Here is a 17,467-nt window from a genome sequence, read left to right on the forward strand (position 1 = left end):
ATTGCTATGCACGGTTCATCGACTCCTTACATAACCTCATTTTCTAACCAGATTATATCGCTTAAAAATAAAGATTAGGTAAAGATAATATGAAAATAAATTAAAAAAAGCGTAGCATGCATTATCTACGCTTTTTTCGGTAAGTAAAAGTAAAATAATACACCGTCTTCTGTATTTTTCACTCCATATTCAGCATCGTGTAATTCTAAAATATTTTTAGAAATAGCAAGCCCAAGTCCCGTCCCACCTTGTGAACGCTGACGAGCTGTATCCACTCGATAAAAACGATCCCAAATTTTATCTAATTGTTCTTCTTCAATGTGAGTACCTTTATTTTCAATGCACACTTTTATACGATCCTTCTCATCTATTGTAGAAATAATAATATCTTCTTTATTTGGTGTATAACGTATGGCATTCGTAATGAAATTCACGATGACTTGTTCAATCCGGCCTTGATTTGCAATCACTTCAAATGAACATATATTTTTATGAACATGAAGTTCTTTTTTCTCTATTTCCACAGATAGATGTTCACATATATCTTCAATTACTGTATCAATATAAAACGAATCCTTTTTCATTTTATATGTACCAGATTCAAATTTAGCTAACTCAAGCATATCCAAAATTAAAGTATCCATTTTGTCTACTTCTCTCTCCATCGCTTGAAAATAATACTCTTTTTTATGCTCAGCTACCCCGTCTTTTAAAATGGAAATACAACTTTTCATAATACTTAGCGGTGTTTTTAATTCATGTGAAACACCAGAAATGAATTCTTTTCGCGTCCTTTCTAACTTTCTTTCCTTTTCAATATCTTCTTCTAACTGTCCAATATGGGAATGGAGTTTATTTGATAGCACATTAATATTTTTCGATAAATCTCCAATTTCATCTTTTGAAGTAATCGGTATTTTTTCTGTAAAATCTAATTGTGCTATTTTCTTCGTCGTATCATTTATTTTTAATAACGGTTTGGCAATTTGTTTTGAGTAATAGAACGAAGCTAAAAAAATAAGAACAACTACAAATGCAATGATATAGATATAGTAATCTTGCACCATTTGTACAGCTTCATCTACGGGCTGTAAAGAAGCCATCGCATAAATATATGTTACTGATCCGTCTTTTTCTATTGGCTTGATTAATAATTTATATTTAATATCATTTTTTTCATAGTCCATTGTTTGTGTTGTATATTGTATGGGCTTGCTCTCTTTTAATAATAAATTAGTTTGAAATTCTTTTATGCTATCTAAGAAGATGCCATTTTTATAAATTGGATTCACAGGACCTTTTACATCTGGTAACTGTACTTTTGTAACACGTCCTCCTATGTAAACATTTAATTCTTGAGCAGCTTGCTCCTGAACAGCTGGTTTCTTTTCCTTAACAAGTTGTTCCTCAACTGCTCTCTTTTTCTCCTCATTTAATTTGCTCATTTTCTCATTAAATGCTTTTTCTAACGGTTTATTAGATCCACTTAAATTCTGCTTAGATAAAGAAAAAGAGAATGGAATAAAACTATCTTCTTTTCTCACTCCAGAAAAATAAATTTCTTGCCCTAAAAACTGCTCTGATAATTTATTATCAATTTCCTCTATATTGACGAGATTACCTAAGGGAATTTTAAATATTTGTTGTCCAAAGCTCTTTTGTTGCCTACGATCTATCGTTACTTCAAAATAAAAATCATCTGCATGTTTTAAATTCCCGTTCTTATCTAATGTCGTAATCCACGTATTATTTTCTCTTAAAAAGTCTTGCTCTAGTTTCTGAATTTCTTCTGCATTTCCTGCATAATTTAAATAATTCTTCTCAAAAGAATTTAAATTCACTTTAATATCTTCCACTTTTCGATTCGCATAATATTGTTTAAAAAATATCGTTTGTCCAATAAATATCGTCGCTAAAATCAACATACATAATGCTGTTGTAAGAGTAAATAATTTTAGTACAATTCCTTTCTTCATACATTCCCCTCAAATTTATAACCAGTTCGTACTACAGTTGTAATATACTTTGCTTTCTCTCCTAATTTATTTCTTAAATTACGAATATGGCTATTCACCGTTCGATCATCGCCAGCAAATTCATATCCCCAAATTCTTGAAATGAGTTGCTCTCGCGTTAAAACGATTCCTTGATTTTTCATGAAATACACCAATATTTCAAACTCCGTATGCGTTAAACTAACATCTGCCTCATCAACAGTAACAGTACGCGACGGAAAATGGACATGGATGCCATGAATCGATAACGTATCATCTTCGTTCTCTAAAGGTTTCTTCGATGCTTTTCTACTTTCTAATAATCGTTTCGCTCTTGCTAATAAAATTGGAGGACTATACGGCTTCGTCACATAGTCATCTGCTCCAAGTTCAAAACCAAGTAACGTATCGTCTTCATCTACACGCGCCGTCAGCATAATAATAGGCACCTCGGACGTCTTCCTAATCCTTCGGCAAACAGACCATCCATCGAGTTCTGGCAACATGATATCTAAAATAACTAAATCAACCTCTTCTTCTTCAAATACAACTAAAGCCTCTTTCCCGTCCCTCGCTTCAAACACTACATATTGTTCACTTAAAAAATAATCTTTTAATATTTCACGTAATATGTCTTCATCTTCAACAATTAAAATGTTTTTTGACATAACTTATATATCCCCCTCTCGCTTTCAGAAACTATAATTTCACTTTGAATAACTGCCAGTTAACTTCGCCTCGATAATATATCTATCTGGTGCATCCCCTATATAATCAAATGGGTAACAAGTTGTCAGTGTTAATATCGGTTCTTCTTTTTTTATAATAACAGTACGATCATCCGCATGAGTAATCCATGTCTTTTGAATTTCATATGTGTACGTTTTATTATCATACTCTAAAACAAGGGTATCCTTTTCTTTCAACTCTTCTAAATCTGTAAATACAGTATCTCGATGTCCACTCAGTACAGTATGTCCCCCTCCAGATGGAGTTGTCGTTAAATCACTAACGAACATACCCACTCCTTTTTTCAAAGTCGTATCATCTGCTCCCCAATATATAGAAAACTTCTTCTTTATTTTCGGTATGTTTAACATCGCTACCTTTTCTCCTTCTTTATGTTCTGTTTGAGAAGAAGGCACTTGAGAAGTTACAGGTGTTTCATGAGAAAGTTGAGTATCTTGTATATTTTTAAGGCTCTTTATTTCTTCTGCCGTTAATTGCCCGGCAGAGCTTCTTCCTTTATACCATTCCACAGCATAATAGGATCCCATGAATAGCCCTATAGCCATCAATATGATACCGATATAATTGAGTAACTTCATTCTTCATTCCTCCATGCCAAAAATGGTAGGAGTAACCTACCATTTTTAATATATGAAATTATCCCATTCTTTATAGGAAAATATTTTATTTACGCTTTAATCTTATTGCGACGATTCAAACCAAATAATGTACCTACCGCTACAAGACATGCACTTAATCCCATCATTGCTACATTATTTGATGCTGTATTTGGTAATTTTTCACCTTGTACAACTGGCTTTGCTACTTCTTTTTTAGCTACTTCATTCTTTTGCTCGGCTTTTATCGCTGCTTCTTTTTTGGCCATATCGTTTTTTAACTGTTCTTGCGCTATTCTCTTTTTCTCTTCTTCACTTTTTTTCTCAGCTTTTATTGCTTCCTCTTTTTTAGCCATATCATTTTTTTCTTGTACTTGTGCTGCTTGCTTTTTCTCTATTTCACTTTTTTGCTGTTCCTTAATTGCTTCTTCTTTTTTAGCTTTATCCTGTTGTACTTGCGCTTCTTCTTCCTTTGTTACTGTTCCAGTATCCGCACTCGCTACTGAAGAATATCCTACTGTTAAAAGTGCCATTGCACAAATTGGTAATAGTTTCTTTTTCATTTTCACTCTCTCCTTATATTTTATTCACATCTACTCGCATCGGATGTATTACTAGAATAAGCAAGAGATATAAATATAAGATGCAGATGAAATATATTTCATTTAAAGATTTCATTGTAGAAAAAGAAAAAAACATCGCAATATGTACGATGTTTTTTTCGGGTGTGTGTCTCAATTATTTACATGTTACTTTCGCGTGATTTGGAAGTAGAACGGGCCGGAGCGATAACTAATTGTCTCGGCTCAGTTTTCTTGAAGTGATTTTTGACGTTACACTTACGACGTTGAACAACCCACGCTTTAATAGGGTTTGTTAAAATAATCTTTTGCTCTTCGTTAGGGGCCTCTTCTTCAATCTTACAACTCTCGCTCCATTTATTCCATTTCATTGTAAATTTAGAAGAAGAATGATCATTTTCACGATCAAACAAGTGCAAAAAATCCATTTTTCCATCTAGCATTACGGTGTTACTAGTCGCTAAAAAAGAAAAGGTCGTCCAACGTTTCTCCATGCCCTCCTACTCCTTTTTCACATATAGAGTGCCTAAAACTTAATTTACCTAAAATATGCTTGCCTTTTACCTTACACCCATAGTTTATCCAAAATGCTCTTATGCAACTATCGATTTGCCTTACAACTACCTTACATTTTTGTAAGAAACAAAAAAACCTTCACTCTATATAATGAAGGTTTCTCACTTTTTATCTATATGATCTCTCATATCATCAAGTCCAGCTTCTTTTAGCTGCGACATCATACCATGCGAAATTGCTCCTAACACTAAAGTCATTCCAATTAATGAAATACGAATCGCAGGTACATCAATTACGTAAGCCAACAGGCCAAGAACAATTGTTAAAAGTAATGCTTTTATAAATGTTACACTTGTGTACTGTTTCTTCTTCATCATATTCACCCTTCATGGAAGCGTTTTCTTAATACACTTAGTATATCATATCATCAGATGATTTTGTCATTATCTTTGTAAAAAATTACTATCTCCTTTGACTTTTTCTATTCTATCCTTTACAGTCGAAATGTTCATAAGTTTTACACTGTAGGAGGATTACAATGAATATTGAAATAAAAGACACTTTAATTTCTGAAGAACAATTACAAGCAAAAGTTAAAGAATTAGCACTTCAAATCGAACGTGACTTTGAAGGAGAAGAAATCGTAGTTATCGCAGTATTAAAAGGTTCATTCGTATTTGCTGCTGATTTAATTCGTAACATCAAAAATGATGTAACAATTGACTTTATTTCTGCATCTAGCTACGGAAATCAAACAGAAACAACAGGAAAAGTGAAACTACTAAAAGATATCGACGTAAACATTACTGGGAAAAACGTAATTGTTGTAGAAGATATTATCGATTCTGGTTTAACACTTCATTTCCTAAAAGATCACTTCTTTATGCATAAACCAAAAGCACTCAAGTTCTGTACATTACTTGATAAACCAGAACGTCGTAAAGTAGACTTAACAGCTGAATATGTTGGCTTCCAAATTCCAGACGAATTCATCGTTGGATACGGTATCGACTGTGCGGAAAAATATCGTAACTTACCATTCATTGCTTCAGTTGTAACGGAATAATCGTATAACTTAAAAAATCGATAGTACATAAAATGTATATCGGCGATTTTTTAAATATATCGCCTTACCGACAATAACTGACAATCTTAGCACCCAATTAATAGGGAGAAGCTGTTCTAAAATACATGGGAACAGCTCCTTTCTTTCCATTGCAAACTACAGGGAGAGATGAAATATGACAAAGACAAAATTTGAAAAAGTACTCCTCATCGTAAATCCGAAAGCTGGTCAAGGTGACTTACATACAAATTTAACGAAAATCGTACCACCTCTTGCCGCAGCTTTTCCTGATCTACATATCCTTCATACGAAAAAACAAGGTGATGCAACAAAATATTGCCAAGAGTTTGCTAGTAAAGTAGATTTAATTATCGTCTTTGGTGGTGATGGAACAGTATTTGAATGCACAAATGGCTTAGCACCTCTCGAAACTAGACCTACACTTGCAATCATTCCAGGCGGAACTTGCAACGACTTCTCTCGCACACTTGGTGTTCCGCAAAACATTGCAGAAGCGGCAAAACTTATTACAAAAGAACACATAAAACCAGTTGACGTTGCAAAAGCAAATGAACAACATTTCTTAAACTTCTGGGGAATTGGTCTCGTATCTGAAGTATCAAACAATATCGATGCAGAAGAAAAAGCAAAGCTTGGTAAAATCGGTTACTATTTAAGCACAATTCGAACTGTAAAGAATGCTGAAACATTCCCGGTAAAAATTACTTATGACGGACAAGTATATGAAGACGAAGCTGTCCTTGTCATGGTTGGAAATGGTGAATATCTTGGTGGTATTCCATCCTTTATTCCGAACGTAAAATGTGATGACGGAACACTTGATATTTTCGTAGTCAAATCAACAGGTATTCAAGCATTTAAAGATTACATCGGAAAGAAACTATTTGAAGACTCAAATGAAAATGACATCTTCCACGTAAAAGCGAAATCCATTCATATTGAAACGAAAGAAGAAAAAGAAGTAGATACAGATGGAGAAAGCTCGCTTCATACACCTTGTCACATTGAATTATTACCAGGACACTTTACGATGATTTATAATCCTGCGGTTGTGTAATAAAAAAACGAGTGCTAGCACTCGTTTTTTCTCTTCTAATCTAGTTATATTGTTGGATCATTTCCTCTATTTCTTTAACTCTCTCTAAAGTAATTCCATTTCTTTGTTCGATCGCTAAAGGATGCTCGGTTGGCTCTAATTCAACATACGGTGCCATTCCAACTTCTCTTATATGTACATTTGTTTTTAAATTTAATGTTTCTGGATAAACTGGTATTTCTACAGATAACCAACCAAAATAAGGATCACTATTTTCTCGGCCTCTTTCATCCCACTTTTCTAATACTTCATCATAACTTTCTTTACTAAGTGATACCCACACAGTCCATATGAAATTTTCGTGGTAGTCAATTATAGGAATCTCTAAACATCCTCTAATAAAATAATGTTCACCATCCATTACACAAAGATCTGATGTTAAATGGAAGCGTTCCTCTCTTTCATGGGGCGCTACCTCGTAATAATAATATGGTGCTTCACTTCCGTAGCATAGAGGTAGTGCAAAACGATGCATTTGTACTTTTTCTCCGGATTTTCTTCTTCTTTTCATTTGTCATTCTTTCTCCTATCCTTTTCAGTCACAATCAAACTCTACCCAATTTCTCCAATGCGTATTAGCATTTTCATTCACAATAACACTTGGATCTTTCTTCTCTATTGCAGCGGCTACTGATTGGAAGAATTCATTTTCACTTACTTTTTCGTCTTCAACATGTTTCCATTCTTCCGTTTCATACGCTACTTCCCAGTCGCCTTCTAAACCGAACTCTTCTAAAATTTCTCCTTTATCCCACCACAATAATTTTTGAGCTTCCTCATTAGTAGCAAGCATACGCATAAAGTATGTTGGATAATGCTCTGTCGTTTGTACTTCTATTCCATTATTTATATAATCCTCTTCTGTAAATTCATATTCAAAATGATGCTCGCGAATTTTTAAACTGCCGTTATAAATATTCGGTATAAATTCACCTTCATCATCAAACAACTCATAATCGCCATTATTTAATTGTAAAATGCAATCATCACCCATTGAATGAGTAATTCTATCGCCATATACTTGAATATCATTACATACACCTAATGAACCTACACCCACAATTTGAAACACCATTAGCCAATCCTTAGCATCTTTAAAGAAAAGAGAGAATTTCACTTGTGAAATATCCATATATTCATTATCAAAGGCAGGAAATTCATAGTTACTTTGCTTTTTATCTAATAGTTTTAAAATATCTTTTTGCATATGTATCATCTTCACCCCGATATAAACAAAAATTTTTTTTAATTTCACTAGAGTATAACATAACCATACTTACCTGTGACATTCTAATAAAACTACTAAAAAATAGAAGAATGGCTTGTTTGCATACTCTAGTTCTTTTTATGTACAATGAAGGAAAGAAGTACCTTCATATAAGGGAGAGGACAAACTTTGTTCAACCAACAGTTAGTTAATTTACGCATTGATTTTGCATTTAAACAATTGTTTGGTACGAATGGTAGCGAAGATATTCTAATTGCATTTTTAAATGCTATGTTACAAGAGTCTTTAGAGTCGCCCATTGCTTCTCTACAACTAGAAGATCCACATTTACACAGGGAATATGAAGAGGATAAGTTATCTATTTTAGACATTTCAGCAACATTAGACACAGGAACAAAAGTCAATGTAGAAATACAACTCAATAATAATCACGATATGGTTAAACGCAGTTTATATTATTGGGGAAGACTATACACATCTCAACTACAAAAAGGGATGCCCTACAGTGCACTTCACAAAACCATCACCATAAACCTACTAAACTTCGTAATGTTTTCGGAACACCCAGCCTTCCAAACAACAAGCATATTATGGAATACACAACAACAAAAACTCCTGAGTGACGACATTGAAATCCACATTATAGAAATTCCAAAGTTAACTGAACAATGGCATGAAGAAAAAGTAAATCCGTGGAAAGATCCATTTGTTCGTTGGCTTTTATTGCTTTCAGCAAATGAGGATGAGCACTTAACTAAACTATTGGAGGATATTGCTATGAACCAAGACCCTATTTTACAAAAAGCGATAAATAAATGGGAACGTATGAGTCAAGATTCATCTTTCCGACAAGCCTATGACGCAAGGGAGAAAGTTTTAATGGATGAAGCAGCAAAATTCGCCCATGCAGAGACAGAAGGAATAAAAAGAGGAATGGAACAAGGGATGAAACAAGGAATTGAAAAAGGCATTGAACAGGGCATTGAACAGAGCATTGAACAAGGTCGAAAAGAAGGAGTTCAACAGGGGAAAATTCAAATAATTAAAAATATGTATAATCTTGGTATACCACTTGAAACGATTGCTAAGGCAAGTAAATTAAGTTTGCATGAGATTGAGCATATTTTAGGACATAAATAGTGATAAAAAAAGAGCTTGAATAGTTTCAAGCTCTTTTTTATCAACTCTCCTCAATATCATCCAATTGAGTCTTATAACATTTATCACACTCTGGCCTCGTAGGAAGAATCCCTCTTTCATCAGGTAATAAAACCCTCAAAACTTCTCGATCCATCTCTACGAAAGACTTCATAATAATGGGATATCCTTCAATAATATTCGTATACTCAATCCCTTGTTCAAACTTTTTTCCGCTCTTTATTTCTTCTATTATGGTACAAAAAACACTATGCGCGGCTTCAGGATCCATATTTAATGCTATTTGTAAATCTTGATGATTAAAGTTATCTCTTAGACCATGCGTATGATAATTAGCATGGATGCCATCAATATCTTCTGCTAATATGCTATGCATGTACCATCCATACTCTTGTAGCATGTTTTCTTCCCATTCATCTGCATCCTCTTCTAAATCTTCATCAAACAAATTCGGATCATACCACACGTCCTCGTAATCTCCAGCAATTAAAAATCTCCAACCAGGTGGTAACCCTAAATACTTCTTTATTTCAGGTGCCCATTCATCAATATGTTGAACGTGTAAAGGAAGAAAGAAATCTTCTTCTGTCCCCATTTCTTCACCAGCCCAAATGTACCAACCTGTCGTTCCGTTTTCTATAGGCATTCGTAACCCATTAATCGGAGCGATACCATCTTTCACATTTTGCGCTATTCCTAATTTCAAGTCATTCGGAGATTCTACATACTCCGCTTTATATTTATCACATATACTCCTCTGTTCTTTTATGTATTTTTCCATCCTTTTAGCACACTCCCCAATTTTTGAAAGATAGATTTCTTTGCCGAAGCACTCTCTAACTTCCATACCCCACACGGATTATAAAATGGATCCTCTTGTTCATATATATCAATTTCAAAGCCAATCTCTTTCTCCTTATGGTGCATAACATTTCCCGCTAATATATAGTTACTTTTACTCACAACTTCTTGTATTAATTCTGTTCTATCTTTCCATAAACCAGGTACTCCAATAACGATTTGTGTCTCCATCATATGCACTCCACTTCTCATCTATTTTCAATCTATTCTTTCAATCTTCCAAACTAAATTAGCTGGGATATCTTTCTCTAAAAAGGTTAACATCCATACAGTTTAGGCATCCTACTATGATTAAAATCTCCAAATATAACACTCCATGTGTACATTTATATTTATTTTCGTTTACATACTATTGTTATTCATAATCCATTTTAGCTAATAAACAAACGAAAGAGAACTAGGTGGATTAATGTTTACTTAAAAATAAAAAGTCCGAAACTATATAAAGTGATTTCGGACTTTTTATTTTTAAAATATTAAATTACATTTCGAACAAAAAGGAGCTGAATTTCCTCTTCTAATTTTCGTATCACATTTTGGACAATATACATATCGTTCCTCTACCTTTTGTCGTTCTATCATGTGTAAGGATACTATTTTCATACTGCACATAATTCCAATTAAGATAAGGCTAAAAATGAGTAGCACAACGCTTTTCCTCCCTTAACTACTTACCTATATTTTACCATTAAATAAAGATAATTTTATACTTATAATCCTATCTTGTCCTTCATACTGGAAGAAACTTTCTTTACTTCTATTTACTCATCAGCGTGATTCTTTTTTGTCTATATAAATAAAGCATACCTGTAACTATAAAAACAATCACGCCAAAATACACGCCATATTCTATCGCAATCGCTACAATACTTTCAATATGCTTTCCAAATAAAGCACCGAGCACAAAGTAAACGAGTGTCCAAACAAATCCTGTCGTATAAGAATACAAAGCATACGTCTTAAATGACATGTTATTCATTCCAACTAAATACGGTACGATATGTCTTACAACTGGTATGAAGTAACTTGTGACTAACGCATAATGACCATACTTCTCTACCATTTGTTGAGATTTCAAAAGATATTTCGCCTTTTTCTTTTTCACTAGCTTATCAAGTACTTTCGTACCAAATATTTTCCCTAATATATAACCTAAAGAAAGCCCAGATACAACACCTAAATATGTTAATAAAAATGCAGGAATGACACTTAATATCCCTAGTGAAGATACAAAGCCACCACTCATTACGATCATTTCGTCTGGAATTGGCATACCAATAATACCTAACCATAAACAGAAAAATAATGCCCAATAACCGTATTGTTCAATATAAGATAATAATTCATGTAATTCCATTATGCATATGCTCTCCTTAGCTCTTTTTTACAGCTAAAGACATACGCTGGTGGGAAATTGAGCCACACTTTCTCTAGCGTAATTTCAGGAAAGAAGTGCTGTATAAATCCTTTTTTCACAAGTGAATATTGAAATGTAATAAATTCACCATTCTCATGTATCCCTTCCATTACATTGTTTAAAATACGCTTTGAAACTTCTTCTGGTAAAGAGGTAAAAGGTAATCCCGATAAAACGTAATCCACGCATTCTATATTGAGATCTTCTATATACTTTTTTATATTTTCGGCTGAACCGTGTACAACAATGACGTTCTGCTCATCTTTAAATTTTCTCTTTAGCTCCTTGCAAAACACTTCATTAATTTCAATAAGAAGAAATATTGTTTCCTTCTTCTTTCTCTTCATAATTTCTTTCGTAAAGACTCCTGTACCAGGACCTAACTCTACAATGCATTTCGCTTTATTAAAATCAATTACATCTACCATTTTCTTTGCTAATATTTTTGAACTTGGCGCAATTGCACCAGTATGTTTCGGATGTTTAATAAATTCATGTAAGAATGTTATGAGTTGCATATAAACCTCTCCTCATTCGTTCAATAGTTTCTAACTTGTTTCTAAGTATAACTATTATTTCTTAACAAAAATTGAGGAGATTTCTTAAGATTTTATGAAGAATAAAAAAACAGCTATCGTCTCTAGCGATAGCTGTCCCTTATTACTTCGCACTCACGATTTTATAATAAGAACGAACCGTTAAGAAGTAATATCCAATATAAATCGCGCCGTATACTCCGATACTAATTAGAAGCGGAATCATAATTTCAAATGGTAATATATTTGATAAACCTTTTAGTGCAAATAGGCTGTGTAAAATACCGATTACTAACGGAATAGCAAAGATAAAGCTCACTTGTTTTGCGATAGCTCTCTTCATCTCTTGCTTCGTTACACCAATTTTATGAAGAACAACATAACGATCATGGTCAGCACTTGCTTCTGTTAATTGTTTAAAGTAAATGATTGAGCCTGTTGCTAATAGGAATACTAATCCTAAGAATAACCCAATAAACATCATTAAGCCTGTTGTTTCAAGCCCCATTTGGAATCCTGTATAGAAATCGTTAAATGGTTTTAAAACTTCTGATTCTCCAGCTGGCATAATGCTTGCTAATTTTGCTGTTAACTCTTTACTATTTCGCTCACCTTTTACATCAATATTTTTTACAGTACGCGTTTCGTTTACTTGTTTCACTTGCTCATATGTTTTATCAGGAACGATTACAAATAGTTCATTTAAATTTGTAAGGCTTCTATTATTTACACCTTTAATTTTTAATTCTTTTGACTCGTTTCCAACAGGGAATACAGCTGTATTTCCTGTATAAAGAGGACCAAAATCAAGTTTCTCAATATATAAGCTATCATATACGAAAGCTTCATTCGCACTTAAATTTACAGGCTCTACATCTAAATGTTTCACAAGTGTATTAAAGCTTGATTGAGAAATAAGCTGGTACTGATTCGTAACATTATAGTGTGTGTTCAGAACTTGATCAGCTCTTTCACCTTTAAATGTTCCCTTCACAGGAATCATTTCAACTTCTGATTCATATGTGACTGGGTGATTATTCTTCTCTCCAGCAAGTATTTCATTTACTTTTTTATCTAATGCTGCATCTTTTTTCTCATAGGAATAACTATACGGCGCAGCAACTTTTGATTGCGTAAATGTGTTGTAATACATCGTAACTGATGTACCAACCGCTGTTAATGTTACCGCACTTAAAATAGAAATTGTCGCAAGTGATTTTGCATTTCCTTTAATACGATATAGTAGCTGTGACGTCGTTACCATATTCATACCGTTATAAAACGATGATTTATTATTTCTTGCACGTTTCAATACAAATACTGTGAAGAACATGAACAGTAAATAAGTCCCTGCTACTGTCGCTAATAAAATATATAATGCAACGACCATAAAGTCTGCATACATAACTGCTTTCATGTACATTAATGCTAAAAAATAACCTGAACCGATTAAGAAAACTGAAATTAATGCCATAATGACAGATCCTTTTGGCATTGCTTCTCCTTCACGTTCTGCACGGAAAAGTTCAATTAACTTAAAGCGATAAATTAAACGATATCCTTGAAGTGATGTATATAAAATAATCACAAAGAAAATAATTGCTGTATCAATAATGGCAGCCATCGGTACTTCAAAATGAACGTTTAAATTTAATCCCATCATATTTACTAATAACTCAAGGAATAATTTTGAAAGGACACTACCGATCGCAATCCCAATTACTAATGACATTAATCCCATTAACATATTTTCATAAAAGAGCATTTTACCAATTTGTCTTTTACGAATACCTAATAACGAATATAAGCCAACTTCTTTTTTACGTTTACGTGTAAAGAATCCGTTCGAATATATAATGAACACTGCTACGAAAATGATAAGCATCACACTTGAAACTTGGAACGCTCCGCTAATTTTTTTTGAAGCTTCTGCTGCTTTTTCCATTTGTGAATTATATTGCAGTGCTTTAAATGTAAAATAAATAACGATACTAAAAATCATAGATGCAAAATATACAAAGTAGTCTTTAAAGTTCCGCTGTATGTTGCGGAGGGCAATGCTAGATAAGGTCATCAGCCATACCTCCAGAAATAGAAGACATTACGTCAACAATTTTTTGGAAGAACTGTTTACGCGTCGATTCACCACGGTGCAATTCTTTATATAGTTCACCATCTTTAATGAAAATAACTCGTTTACAATAACTTGCTGCAAATGCATCATGCGTTACCATTAAAATTGTTGAGTTATCATATTCATTTAATGACTTCATACTTTCAAGTAAATCTGTTGCAGATTTAGAATCAAGTGCTCCAGTTGGCTCGTCTCCGAAAATCATACTTGGATTCGTAACAATTGCACGCGATGCTGCACAGCGCTGCTTCTGTCCACCAGATACTTGATATGGGAACTGACTTAAAATATGATCAATACCGAATTTCTTTGAGATTTCAAGAACGCGGCGATCAATCTCACTCGCTTTCACCTTTGATAACGCAAGTGGTAAAGCGATATTCTCTTTCACTGTTAACGTATCTAATAAGTTATAATCTTGGAAAATGAAACCTAAATGATCGCGGCGGAATAACGCTAACTTATCATCATTCATCTTTACAATATCTTTTCCATCAATTAAAATTTCACCGTTCGTCGCATTATCAATTGTAGAAAGAACATTTAGTAAAGTCGTCTTACCAGAACCAGAAGGTCCCATAATTCCAACGAACTCACCTTCTTTTACTTGTAAGTTAATACCTTTTAACGCTGCAAATTTATTCCCACCCGTGTCGTACACTTTTTCAATATTTTTTGCTTCTAACACTGTTTTCATCTCGACATCCCTCATTTCTTCTATTCTCTATTTTCAACTATATACACTCTCTACTCTTGCCACTATCGATGTTTCTTACACAAACATGACAGTTATGTAAGACGCATAAGTAAAGATATAAAAATTTAACCTACTGAACAAAAGTACTTTGTTACTATAACATTGGGATATCATACCATCCATTCATTCTCCTTACAGGAACATTACAATTTTGTAAGGTTAAAAATGTCCCCTACAAAGTTGTGCACGAAATGTCGGATGGAGCTATTTCGTTCCTGCTATTCTATGTACAGAGGAGGTCATAATATGGATTCACTTAAAAATATGAATACTGCAATGCGCTATATTGAAGATAACCTTACGAATGAAATTGATTTTAAAGAAGTTGCGAGGCTAGCTCTCTGTTCTGAGTATCACTTTAAAAGAATGTTTTCGTTTTTAGCAGGTATATCACTATCTGATTATATTCGCTGTAGACGTCTTACTCTTGCTGCCTTTGAACTAAAAAATAGCAATGCAAAAGTCATTGATGTCGCTATAAAATATGGCTACAACTCACCAGATTCATTCGCTCGTGCATTTCAAAACTTGCACGGTATAACACCTTCTGAAGCCCGAAATAGTAGCCGTTCTTTGAAAGCTTATTCACCAATGACCTTCCAGTTATCCATTCAAGGAGGAAATGAAATGAACTATCGAATTGAAGAAAAAGAGCCATTTCGAATTATAGGTATTACAAAACGAGTACCAATTGTTTTTAACGGTGTAAATGAAGAAATTGCTTCTATGTGGAAAAGTTTAAACCCAGAGTCTATTCAAACATTAAAGTCCCTTTCAAACATTGAACCTACTGGAATTATTAGTGCTTCTACTAATTTTTCTGAAGGAAGAATGGAGGAAAAAGGCGAACTCGATCACTATATTGGAGTAGCCACAACAAAGGATTGTCCAGAGGAGTTTAAACAGCTTGAAGTTGCTGCTTCAACATGGGCTATATTCGAAGCTGTCGGTCCATTTCCTGATGCACTACAAAATGTATGGGGACGTATTTATTCTGAATGGTTCCCTTCTTCGAACTATGAACTAGCGGAAGGACCGGAGATATTGTGGAATGAACAGAAAGATATATCTTCTCCAAACTTTAAAAGTGAAATTTGGATACCGGTTTTGAAGAAGTGATAAAAAACAAAGCTGCTCTTCCCTAAAAGGAAAAGCAGCTTTATTTACATTTACATTTTCAACTCTTCTTTATAAATACTATATGACTTTATTGTTGATACGATAATGCATATTAATATGATTCCAATCCCTATAAAAATATTAAATGGATCTGGAAGCAAAGCCCCGGCATATATACAAAGTGAACCTATTACAAATACCCTCGAAGCAAATCTATGTGTTTTCCTCCAAACTACAGGATTTTCTAATGTCCAGTCCATTCGAATGCCTACTAACCCGTTTGGCTTCGTTTGTTGCATGTAATTACCTAGTACAAGAAACAATGTTCCAAGTCCAAAATTAAATGCAATTGAGCCCGATGCAATATAATTAGACGCTGCTAATAGTGCAAATAAGTTACAGCCGAATCCTATCAAAAGAATAGCATAACGGATTGCGGAAAGGACTTTAGCATGCTGTTTATACTTATCTTTCGTTACGTCAATATACCCAAGAGCTAGCCATATCAAATACAGCAACATCATGCTTCCTATTGAAACAGAACTTGCTTCTACTTTAGAAAAATATCCATCTACTACTCCTGCTCCATTATAATGGCGTGGAATTTGTTCTGGTAAATATGGCCATACAATATACCATCCAATTGCAATACCAATAATTAAACTCCATGGTAATACGTGTCTTTTCATCCTCTCTCCCCCATAATTTTTTATTAGGCCCCTATTTCTTTTTTATAAGCAATATATGAATATCCCATTGTTAATCCTACTGCACCGGTAATAATTCCAACCATTACGAAAGATTTCCACGTTACTGGTACAAAAACACTTAGAATCATAATAATTCCTAATATAACAAACACCTTTCCGCTAAAACGGTGTGTCTTTCTCCATACTTCCTCGTTACTTAATGTCCACGGTGTTTTTATACCTACAAAGTAATTTGGTTTACATTGTGGTAAATAGTTACCGATGACTATAAATAAAATACCAACTAATAATTCCGGCACACGATTAATGAATAAGTTATATCCTAATCCACTTGTAATAATATCCATATTTCCTACAAATAGTAGCAATAGTACACCATTATTCATCATCATAAAAGCTTTAGAGAACTTCTCGTAATTTACTTTCTTTGGGTCAATCTTTGGTAACACGTTTAGAAAAATATATAAAACAATCATAATTCCAATCATAGAAATCATTCCATACAATTTAGAAGAATATCCATCTACCTTACCACCGCTCCAATGCGTTGCAATTGTATCCGGCAAATGTGGCCAAGCAAACGCCCAAGCTAAACAAGTTATAACAATTAATAAGATTGCAAAAAGATGTTTTTTCATTTCCCCTCTTCCCCCTTATTCGTAAATGTAAACACCCAAGTTAATAAATCTTGAAAGACAGTTGTGTTTAAAGAGTACACAACAAATTGCCCTTTCTTTTCATCTTGAATAAGTTCAGCATTTTTAAGTGCGCTTAAGTGGTGTGAAATACTTGGTTTTGTCATATTGAAATGTTCAGCGATTTCACCAGCGGTTAAATCACCTTCTTTTAATAAGTCTAAAATTTTTCGCCTTGTTGGATCTGCTAATGCTTTGAATGCTTGATTCAATGTCTTTCTTCCTTTCGATA

General features: G+C 33.7%; 22 protein-coding genes. 4 read left to right on the plus strand and 18 right to left on the minus strand.

Annotated elements, in window-relative coordinates; genetic code table 11:
* Nucleotides 1-125: 125 nt before the first annotated feature.
* The 6 genes from NST27_RS23580 to NST27_RS23605 form a co-directional block, all read right to left on the minus strand.
* The gene (locus NST27_RS23580; protein WP_000715408.1) at nt 126-1,976 is read right to left on the minus strand and encodes a sensor histidine kinase; all 1,851 of its coding nucleotides are present in this window, start codon (nt 1,974-1,976) and stop codon (nt 126-128) included.
* A complete protein-coding gene (locus tag NST27_RS23585; protein ID WP_000041848.1) occupies nt 1,973-2,662 on the minus strand; it encodes a response regulator transcription factor in 690 nt (229 codons plus the stop codon). Before NST27_RS23585 ends, NST27_RS23580 begins: the two co-directional genes overlap by 4 nt.
* A 39-nt stretch (nt 2,663-2,701) precedes the next feature.
* The gene (locus NST27_RS23590; RefSeq protein ID WP_000771590.1) at nt 2,702-3,322 is read right to left on the minus strand and encodes a class D sortase; all 621 of its coding nucleotides are present in this window, start codon (nt 3,320-3,322) and stop codon (nt 2,702-2,704) included.
* An 89-nt stretch (nt 3,323-3,411) separates the two neighbouring features.
* Complete coding sequence (locus NST27_RS23595; RefSeq protein ID WP_000728021.1) at nt 3,412-3,903, minus strand: LPXTG cell wall anchor domain-containing protein; 492 nt, start codon at nt 3,901-3,903, stop codon at nt 3,412-3,414.
* Between the two features lie 179 nt (nt 3,904-4,082).
* The gene (locus NST27_RS23600; RefSeq protein WP_000415619.1) at nt 4,083-4,415 is read right to left on the minus strand and encodes a hypothetical protein; all 333 of its coding nucleotides are present in this window, start codon (nt 4,413-4,415) and stop codon (nt 4,083-4,085) included.
* Between the two features lie 183 nt (nt 4,416-4,598).
* Entirely contained in the window at nt 4,599-4,814 is a 216-nt protein-coding gene (locus NST27_RS23605; protein ID WP_002001286.1) for a hypothetical protein, read from the minus strand.
* Nucleotides 4,815-4,975: 161 nt separating this feature from the next.
* Between NST27_RS23605 and hpt the strand changes: the two genes are divergently transcribed.
* Both hpt and NST27_RS23615 read left to right on the plus strand, forming a co-directional pair.
* A complete protein-coding gene (gene hpt / locus NST27_RS23610; protein WP_001019298.1) occupies nt 4,976-5,503 on the plus strand; it encodes a hypoxanthine phosphoribosyltransferase in 528 nt (175 codons plus the stop codon).
* Nucleotides 5,504-5,678: 175 nt separating this feature from the next.
* Complete coding sequence (locus NST27_RS23615; protein WP_000167895.1) at nt 5,679-6,581, plus strand: diacylglycerol/lipid kinase family protein; 903 nt, start codon at nt 5,679-5,681, stop codon at nt 6,579-6,581.
* 40 nt (nt 6,582-6,621) lie between these two features.
* Here NST27_RS23615 and NST27_RS23620 read toward each other — a convergent pair whose 3' ends face one another.
* Both NST27_RS23620 and NST27_RS23625 read right to left on the minus strand, forming a co-directional pair.
* The gene (locus NST27_RS23620) at nt 6,622-7,131 is read right to left on the minus strand and encodes a DUF2199 domain-containing protein (RefSeq protein WP_000830212.1); all 510 of its coding nucleotides are present in this window, start codon (nt 7,129-7,131) and stop codon (nt 6,622-6,624) included.
* Nucleotides 7,132-7,155: 24 nt separating this feature from the next.
* Nucleotides 7,156-7,827 (minus strand): DUF7003 family protein, encoded by a 672-nt coding sequence (locus NST27_RS23625; RefSeq protein WP_001168095.1) that lies wholly within the window; start codon nt 7,825-7,827, stop codon nt 7,156-7,158.
* 189 nt (nt 7,828-8,016) lie between these two features.
* Between NST27_RS23625 and NST27_RS23630 the strand changes: the two genes are divergently transcribed.
* Nucleotides 8,017-8,988 carry an Rpn family recombination-promoting nuclease/putative transposase gene (locus NST27_RS23630; protein ID WP_000483122.1) on the plus strand — a complete coding sequence of 324 codons (972 nt, stop codon included), beginning with the start codon at nt 8,017-8,019 and terminating at the stop codon, nt 8,986-8,988.
* A 40-nt stretch (nt 8,989-9,028) separates the two neighbouring features.
* Here the strand turns inward: NST27_RS23630 and NST27_RS23635 are convergent, their stop codons facing one another.
* The 7 genes from NST27_RS23635 to NST27_RS23665 all read right to left on the minus strand — a co-directional run bounded on the left by NST27_RS23635 (nt 9,029) and on the right by NST27_RS23665 (nt 14,651).
* A complete protein-coding gene (locus tag NST27_RS23635; RefSeq protein WP_047387029.1) occupies nt 9,029-9,787 on the minus strand; it encodes a DUF4262 domain-containing protein in 759 nt (252 codons plus the stop codon).
* Entirely contained in the window at nt 9,772-10,041 is a 270-nt protein-coding gene (locus tag NST27_RS23640) for a hypothetical protein (protein WP_000970753.1), read from the minus strand. The genes NST27_RS23635 and NST27_RS23640 overlap by 16 nt, the downstream gene beginning before the upstream one ends.
* Before the next feature lie 294 nt (nt 10,042-10,335).
* Entirely contained in the window at nt 10,336-10,515 is a 180-nt protein-coding gene (locus tag NST27_RS23645) for a hypothetical protein (RefSeq protein ID WP_001986677.1), read from the minus strand.
* A gap of 109 nt (nt 10,516-10,624) precedes the next feature.
* Complete coding sequence (locus tag NST27_RS23650; protein ID WP_000418927.1) at nt 10,625-11,224, minus strand: DedA family protein; 600 nt, start codon at nt 11,222-11,224, stop codon at nt 10,625-10,627.
* Entirely contained in the window at nt 11,224-11,802 is a 579-nt protein-coding gene (locus tag NST27_RS23655; RefSeq protein WP_001176053.1) for a class I SAM-dependent methyltransferase, read from the minus strand. Before NST27_RS23655 ends, NST27_RS23650 begins: the two co-directional genes overlap by 1 nt.
* Before the next feature lie 142 nt (nt 11,803-11,944).
* Nucleotides 11,945-13,894: an ABC transporter permease gene (locus NST27_RS23660; protein ID WP_000176157.1), complete on the minus strand. Its 1,950-nt coding sequence runs from the start codon at nt 13,892-13,894 to the stop codon at nt 11,945-11,947.
* Nucleotides 13,881-14,651: an ABC transporter ATP-binding protein gene (locus NST27_RS23665; RefSeq protein ID WP_000859655.1), complete on the minus strand. Its 771-nt coding sequence runs from the start codon at nt 14,649-14,651 to the stop codon at nt 13,881-13,883. The genes NST27_RS23660 and NST27_RS23665 overlap by 14 nt, the downstream gene beginning before the upstream one ends.
* 306 nt (nt 14,652-14,957) lie before the next feature.
* Between NST27_RS23665 and NST27_RS23670 the strand changes: the two genes are divergently transcribed.
* A complete protein-coding gene (locus NST27_RS23670; RefSeq protein WP_000377730.1) occupies nt 14,958-15,830 on the plus strand; it encodes an AraC family transcriptional regulator in 873 nt (290 codons plus the stop codon).
* 50 nt (nt 15,831-15,880) lie between these two features.
* Here NST27_RS23670 and NST27_RS23675 read toward each other — a convergent pair whose 3' ends face one another.
* Genes NST27_RS23675 through NST27_RS23685 form a run of 3 tightly spaced genes read right to left on the minus strand, consistent with a single transcriptional unit; the run spans nt 15,881 to nt 17,447 of the window.
* Nucleotides 15,881-16,519 (minus strand): SdpI family protein, encoded by a 639-nt coding sequence (locus tag NST27_RS23675; protein ID WP_000820677.1) that lies wholly within the window; start codon nt 16,517-16,519, stop codon nt 15,881-15,883.
* Between the two features lie 23 nt (nt 16,520-16,542).
* Nucleotides 16,543-17,178, minus strand: a complete 636-nt coding sequence (locus tag NST27_RS23680) for an SdpI family protein (protein ID WP_000716352.1) — start codon at nt 17,176-17,178, stop codon at nt 16,543-16,545.
* On the minus strand, nt 17,175-17,447 hold the full coding sequence (locus NST27_RS23685) for an autorepressor SdpR family transcription factor (RefSeq protein ID WP_001070531.1): 273 nt from the start codon (nt 17,445-17,447) through the stop codon (nt 17,175-17,177). Before NST27_RS23685 ends, NST27_RS23680 begins: the two co-directional genes overlap by 4 nt.
* Between the last annotated feature and the right edge of the window lie 20 nt (nt 17,448-17,467).

Origin of the sequence: Bacillus sp. FSL W8-0770 (assembly GCF_038008705.1) — a bacterium.
GTDB classification, from domain to species: Bacteria; Bacillota; Bacilli; order Bacillales; family Bacillaceae_G; genus Bacillus_A; species Bacillus_A cereus.

Excerpts from the sequence above, each read along its gene's own strand:
- NST27_RS23580 (WP_000715408.1), bottom strand. The coding sequence starts at position 1,976 with ATGAAGAAAGGAATTGTACTAAAATTATTTACTCTTACAACAGCATTA.
- NST27_RS23585 (WP_000041848.1), bottom strand. The coding sequence starts at position 2,662 with ATGTCAAAAAACATTTTAATTGTTGAAGATGAAGACATATTACGTGAA.
- NST27_RS23590 (WP_000771590.1), bottom strand. The coding sequence starts at position 3,322 with ATGAAGTTACTCAATTATATCGGTATCATATTGATGGCTATAGGGCTA.
- NST27_RS23595 (WP_000728021.1), bottom strand. The coding sequence starts at position 3,903 with ATGAAAAAGAAACTATTACCAATTTGTGCAATGGCACTTTTAACAGTA.
- NST27_RS23600 (WP_000415619.1), bottom strand. The coding sequence starts at position 4,415 with ATGGAGAAACGTTGGACGACCTTTTCTTTTTTAGCGACTAGTAACACC.
- NST27_RS23605 (WP_002001286.1), bottom strand. The coding sequence starts at position 4,814 with ATGATGAAGAAGAAACAGTACACAAGTGTAACATTTATAAAAGCATTA.
- hpt (WP_001019298.1), top strand. The coding sequence starts at position 4,976 with ATGAATATTGAAATAAAAGACACTTTAATTTCTGAAGAACAATTACAA.
- NST27_RS23615 (WP_000167895.1), top strand. The coding sequence starts at position 5,679 with ATGACAAAGACAAAATTTGAAAAAGTACTCCTCATCGTAAATCCGAAA.
- NST27_RS23620 (WP_000830212.1), bottom strand. The coding sequence starts at position 7,131 with ATGAAAAGAAGAAGAAAATCCGGAGAAAAAGTACAAATGCATCGTTTT.
- NST27_RS23625 (WP_001168095.1), bottom strand. The coding sequence starts at position 7,827 with ATGCAAAAAGATATTTTAAAACTATTAGATAAAAAGCAAAGTAACTAT.
- NST27_RS23635 (WP_047387029.1), bottom strand. The coding sequence starts at position 9,787 with ATGGAAAAATACATAAAAGAACAGAGGAGTATATGTGATAAATATAAA.
- NST27_RS23640 (WP_000970753.1), bottom strand. The coding sequence starts at position 10,041 with ATGATGGAGACACAAATCGTTATTGGAGTACCTGGTTTATGGAAAGAT.
- NST27_RS23650 (WP_000418927.1), bottom strand. The coding sequence starts at position 11,224 with ATGGAATTACATGAATTATTATCTTATATTGAACAATACGGTTATTGG.
- NST27_RS23655 (WP_001176053.1), bottom strand. The coding sequence starts at position 11,802 with ATGCAACTCATAACATTCTTACATGAATTTATTAAACATCCGAAACAT.
- NST27_RS23660 (WP_000176157.1), bottom strand. The coding sequence starts at position 13,894 with ATGACCTTATCTAGCATTGCCCTCCGCAACATACAGCGGAACTTTAAA.
- NST27_RS23665 (WP_000859655.1), bottom strand. The coding sequence starts at position 14,651 with ATGAAAACAGTGTTAGAAGCAAAAAATATTGAAAAAGTGTACGACACG.
- NST27_RS23670 (WP_000377730.1), top strand. The coding sequence starts at position 14,958 with ATGGATTCACTTAAAAATATGAATACTGCAATGCGCTATATTGAAGAT.
- NST27_RS23675 (WP_000820677.1), bottom strand. The coding sequence starts at position 16,519 with ATGAAAAGACACGTATTACCATGGAGTTTAATTATTGGTATTGCAATT.
- NST27_RS23680 (WP_000716352.1), bottom strand. The coding sequence starts at position 17,178 with ATGAAAAAACATCTTTTTGCAATCTTATTAATTGTTATAACTTGTTTA.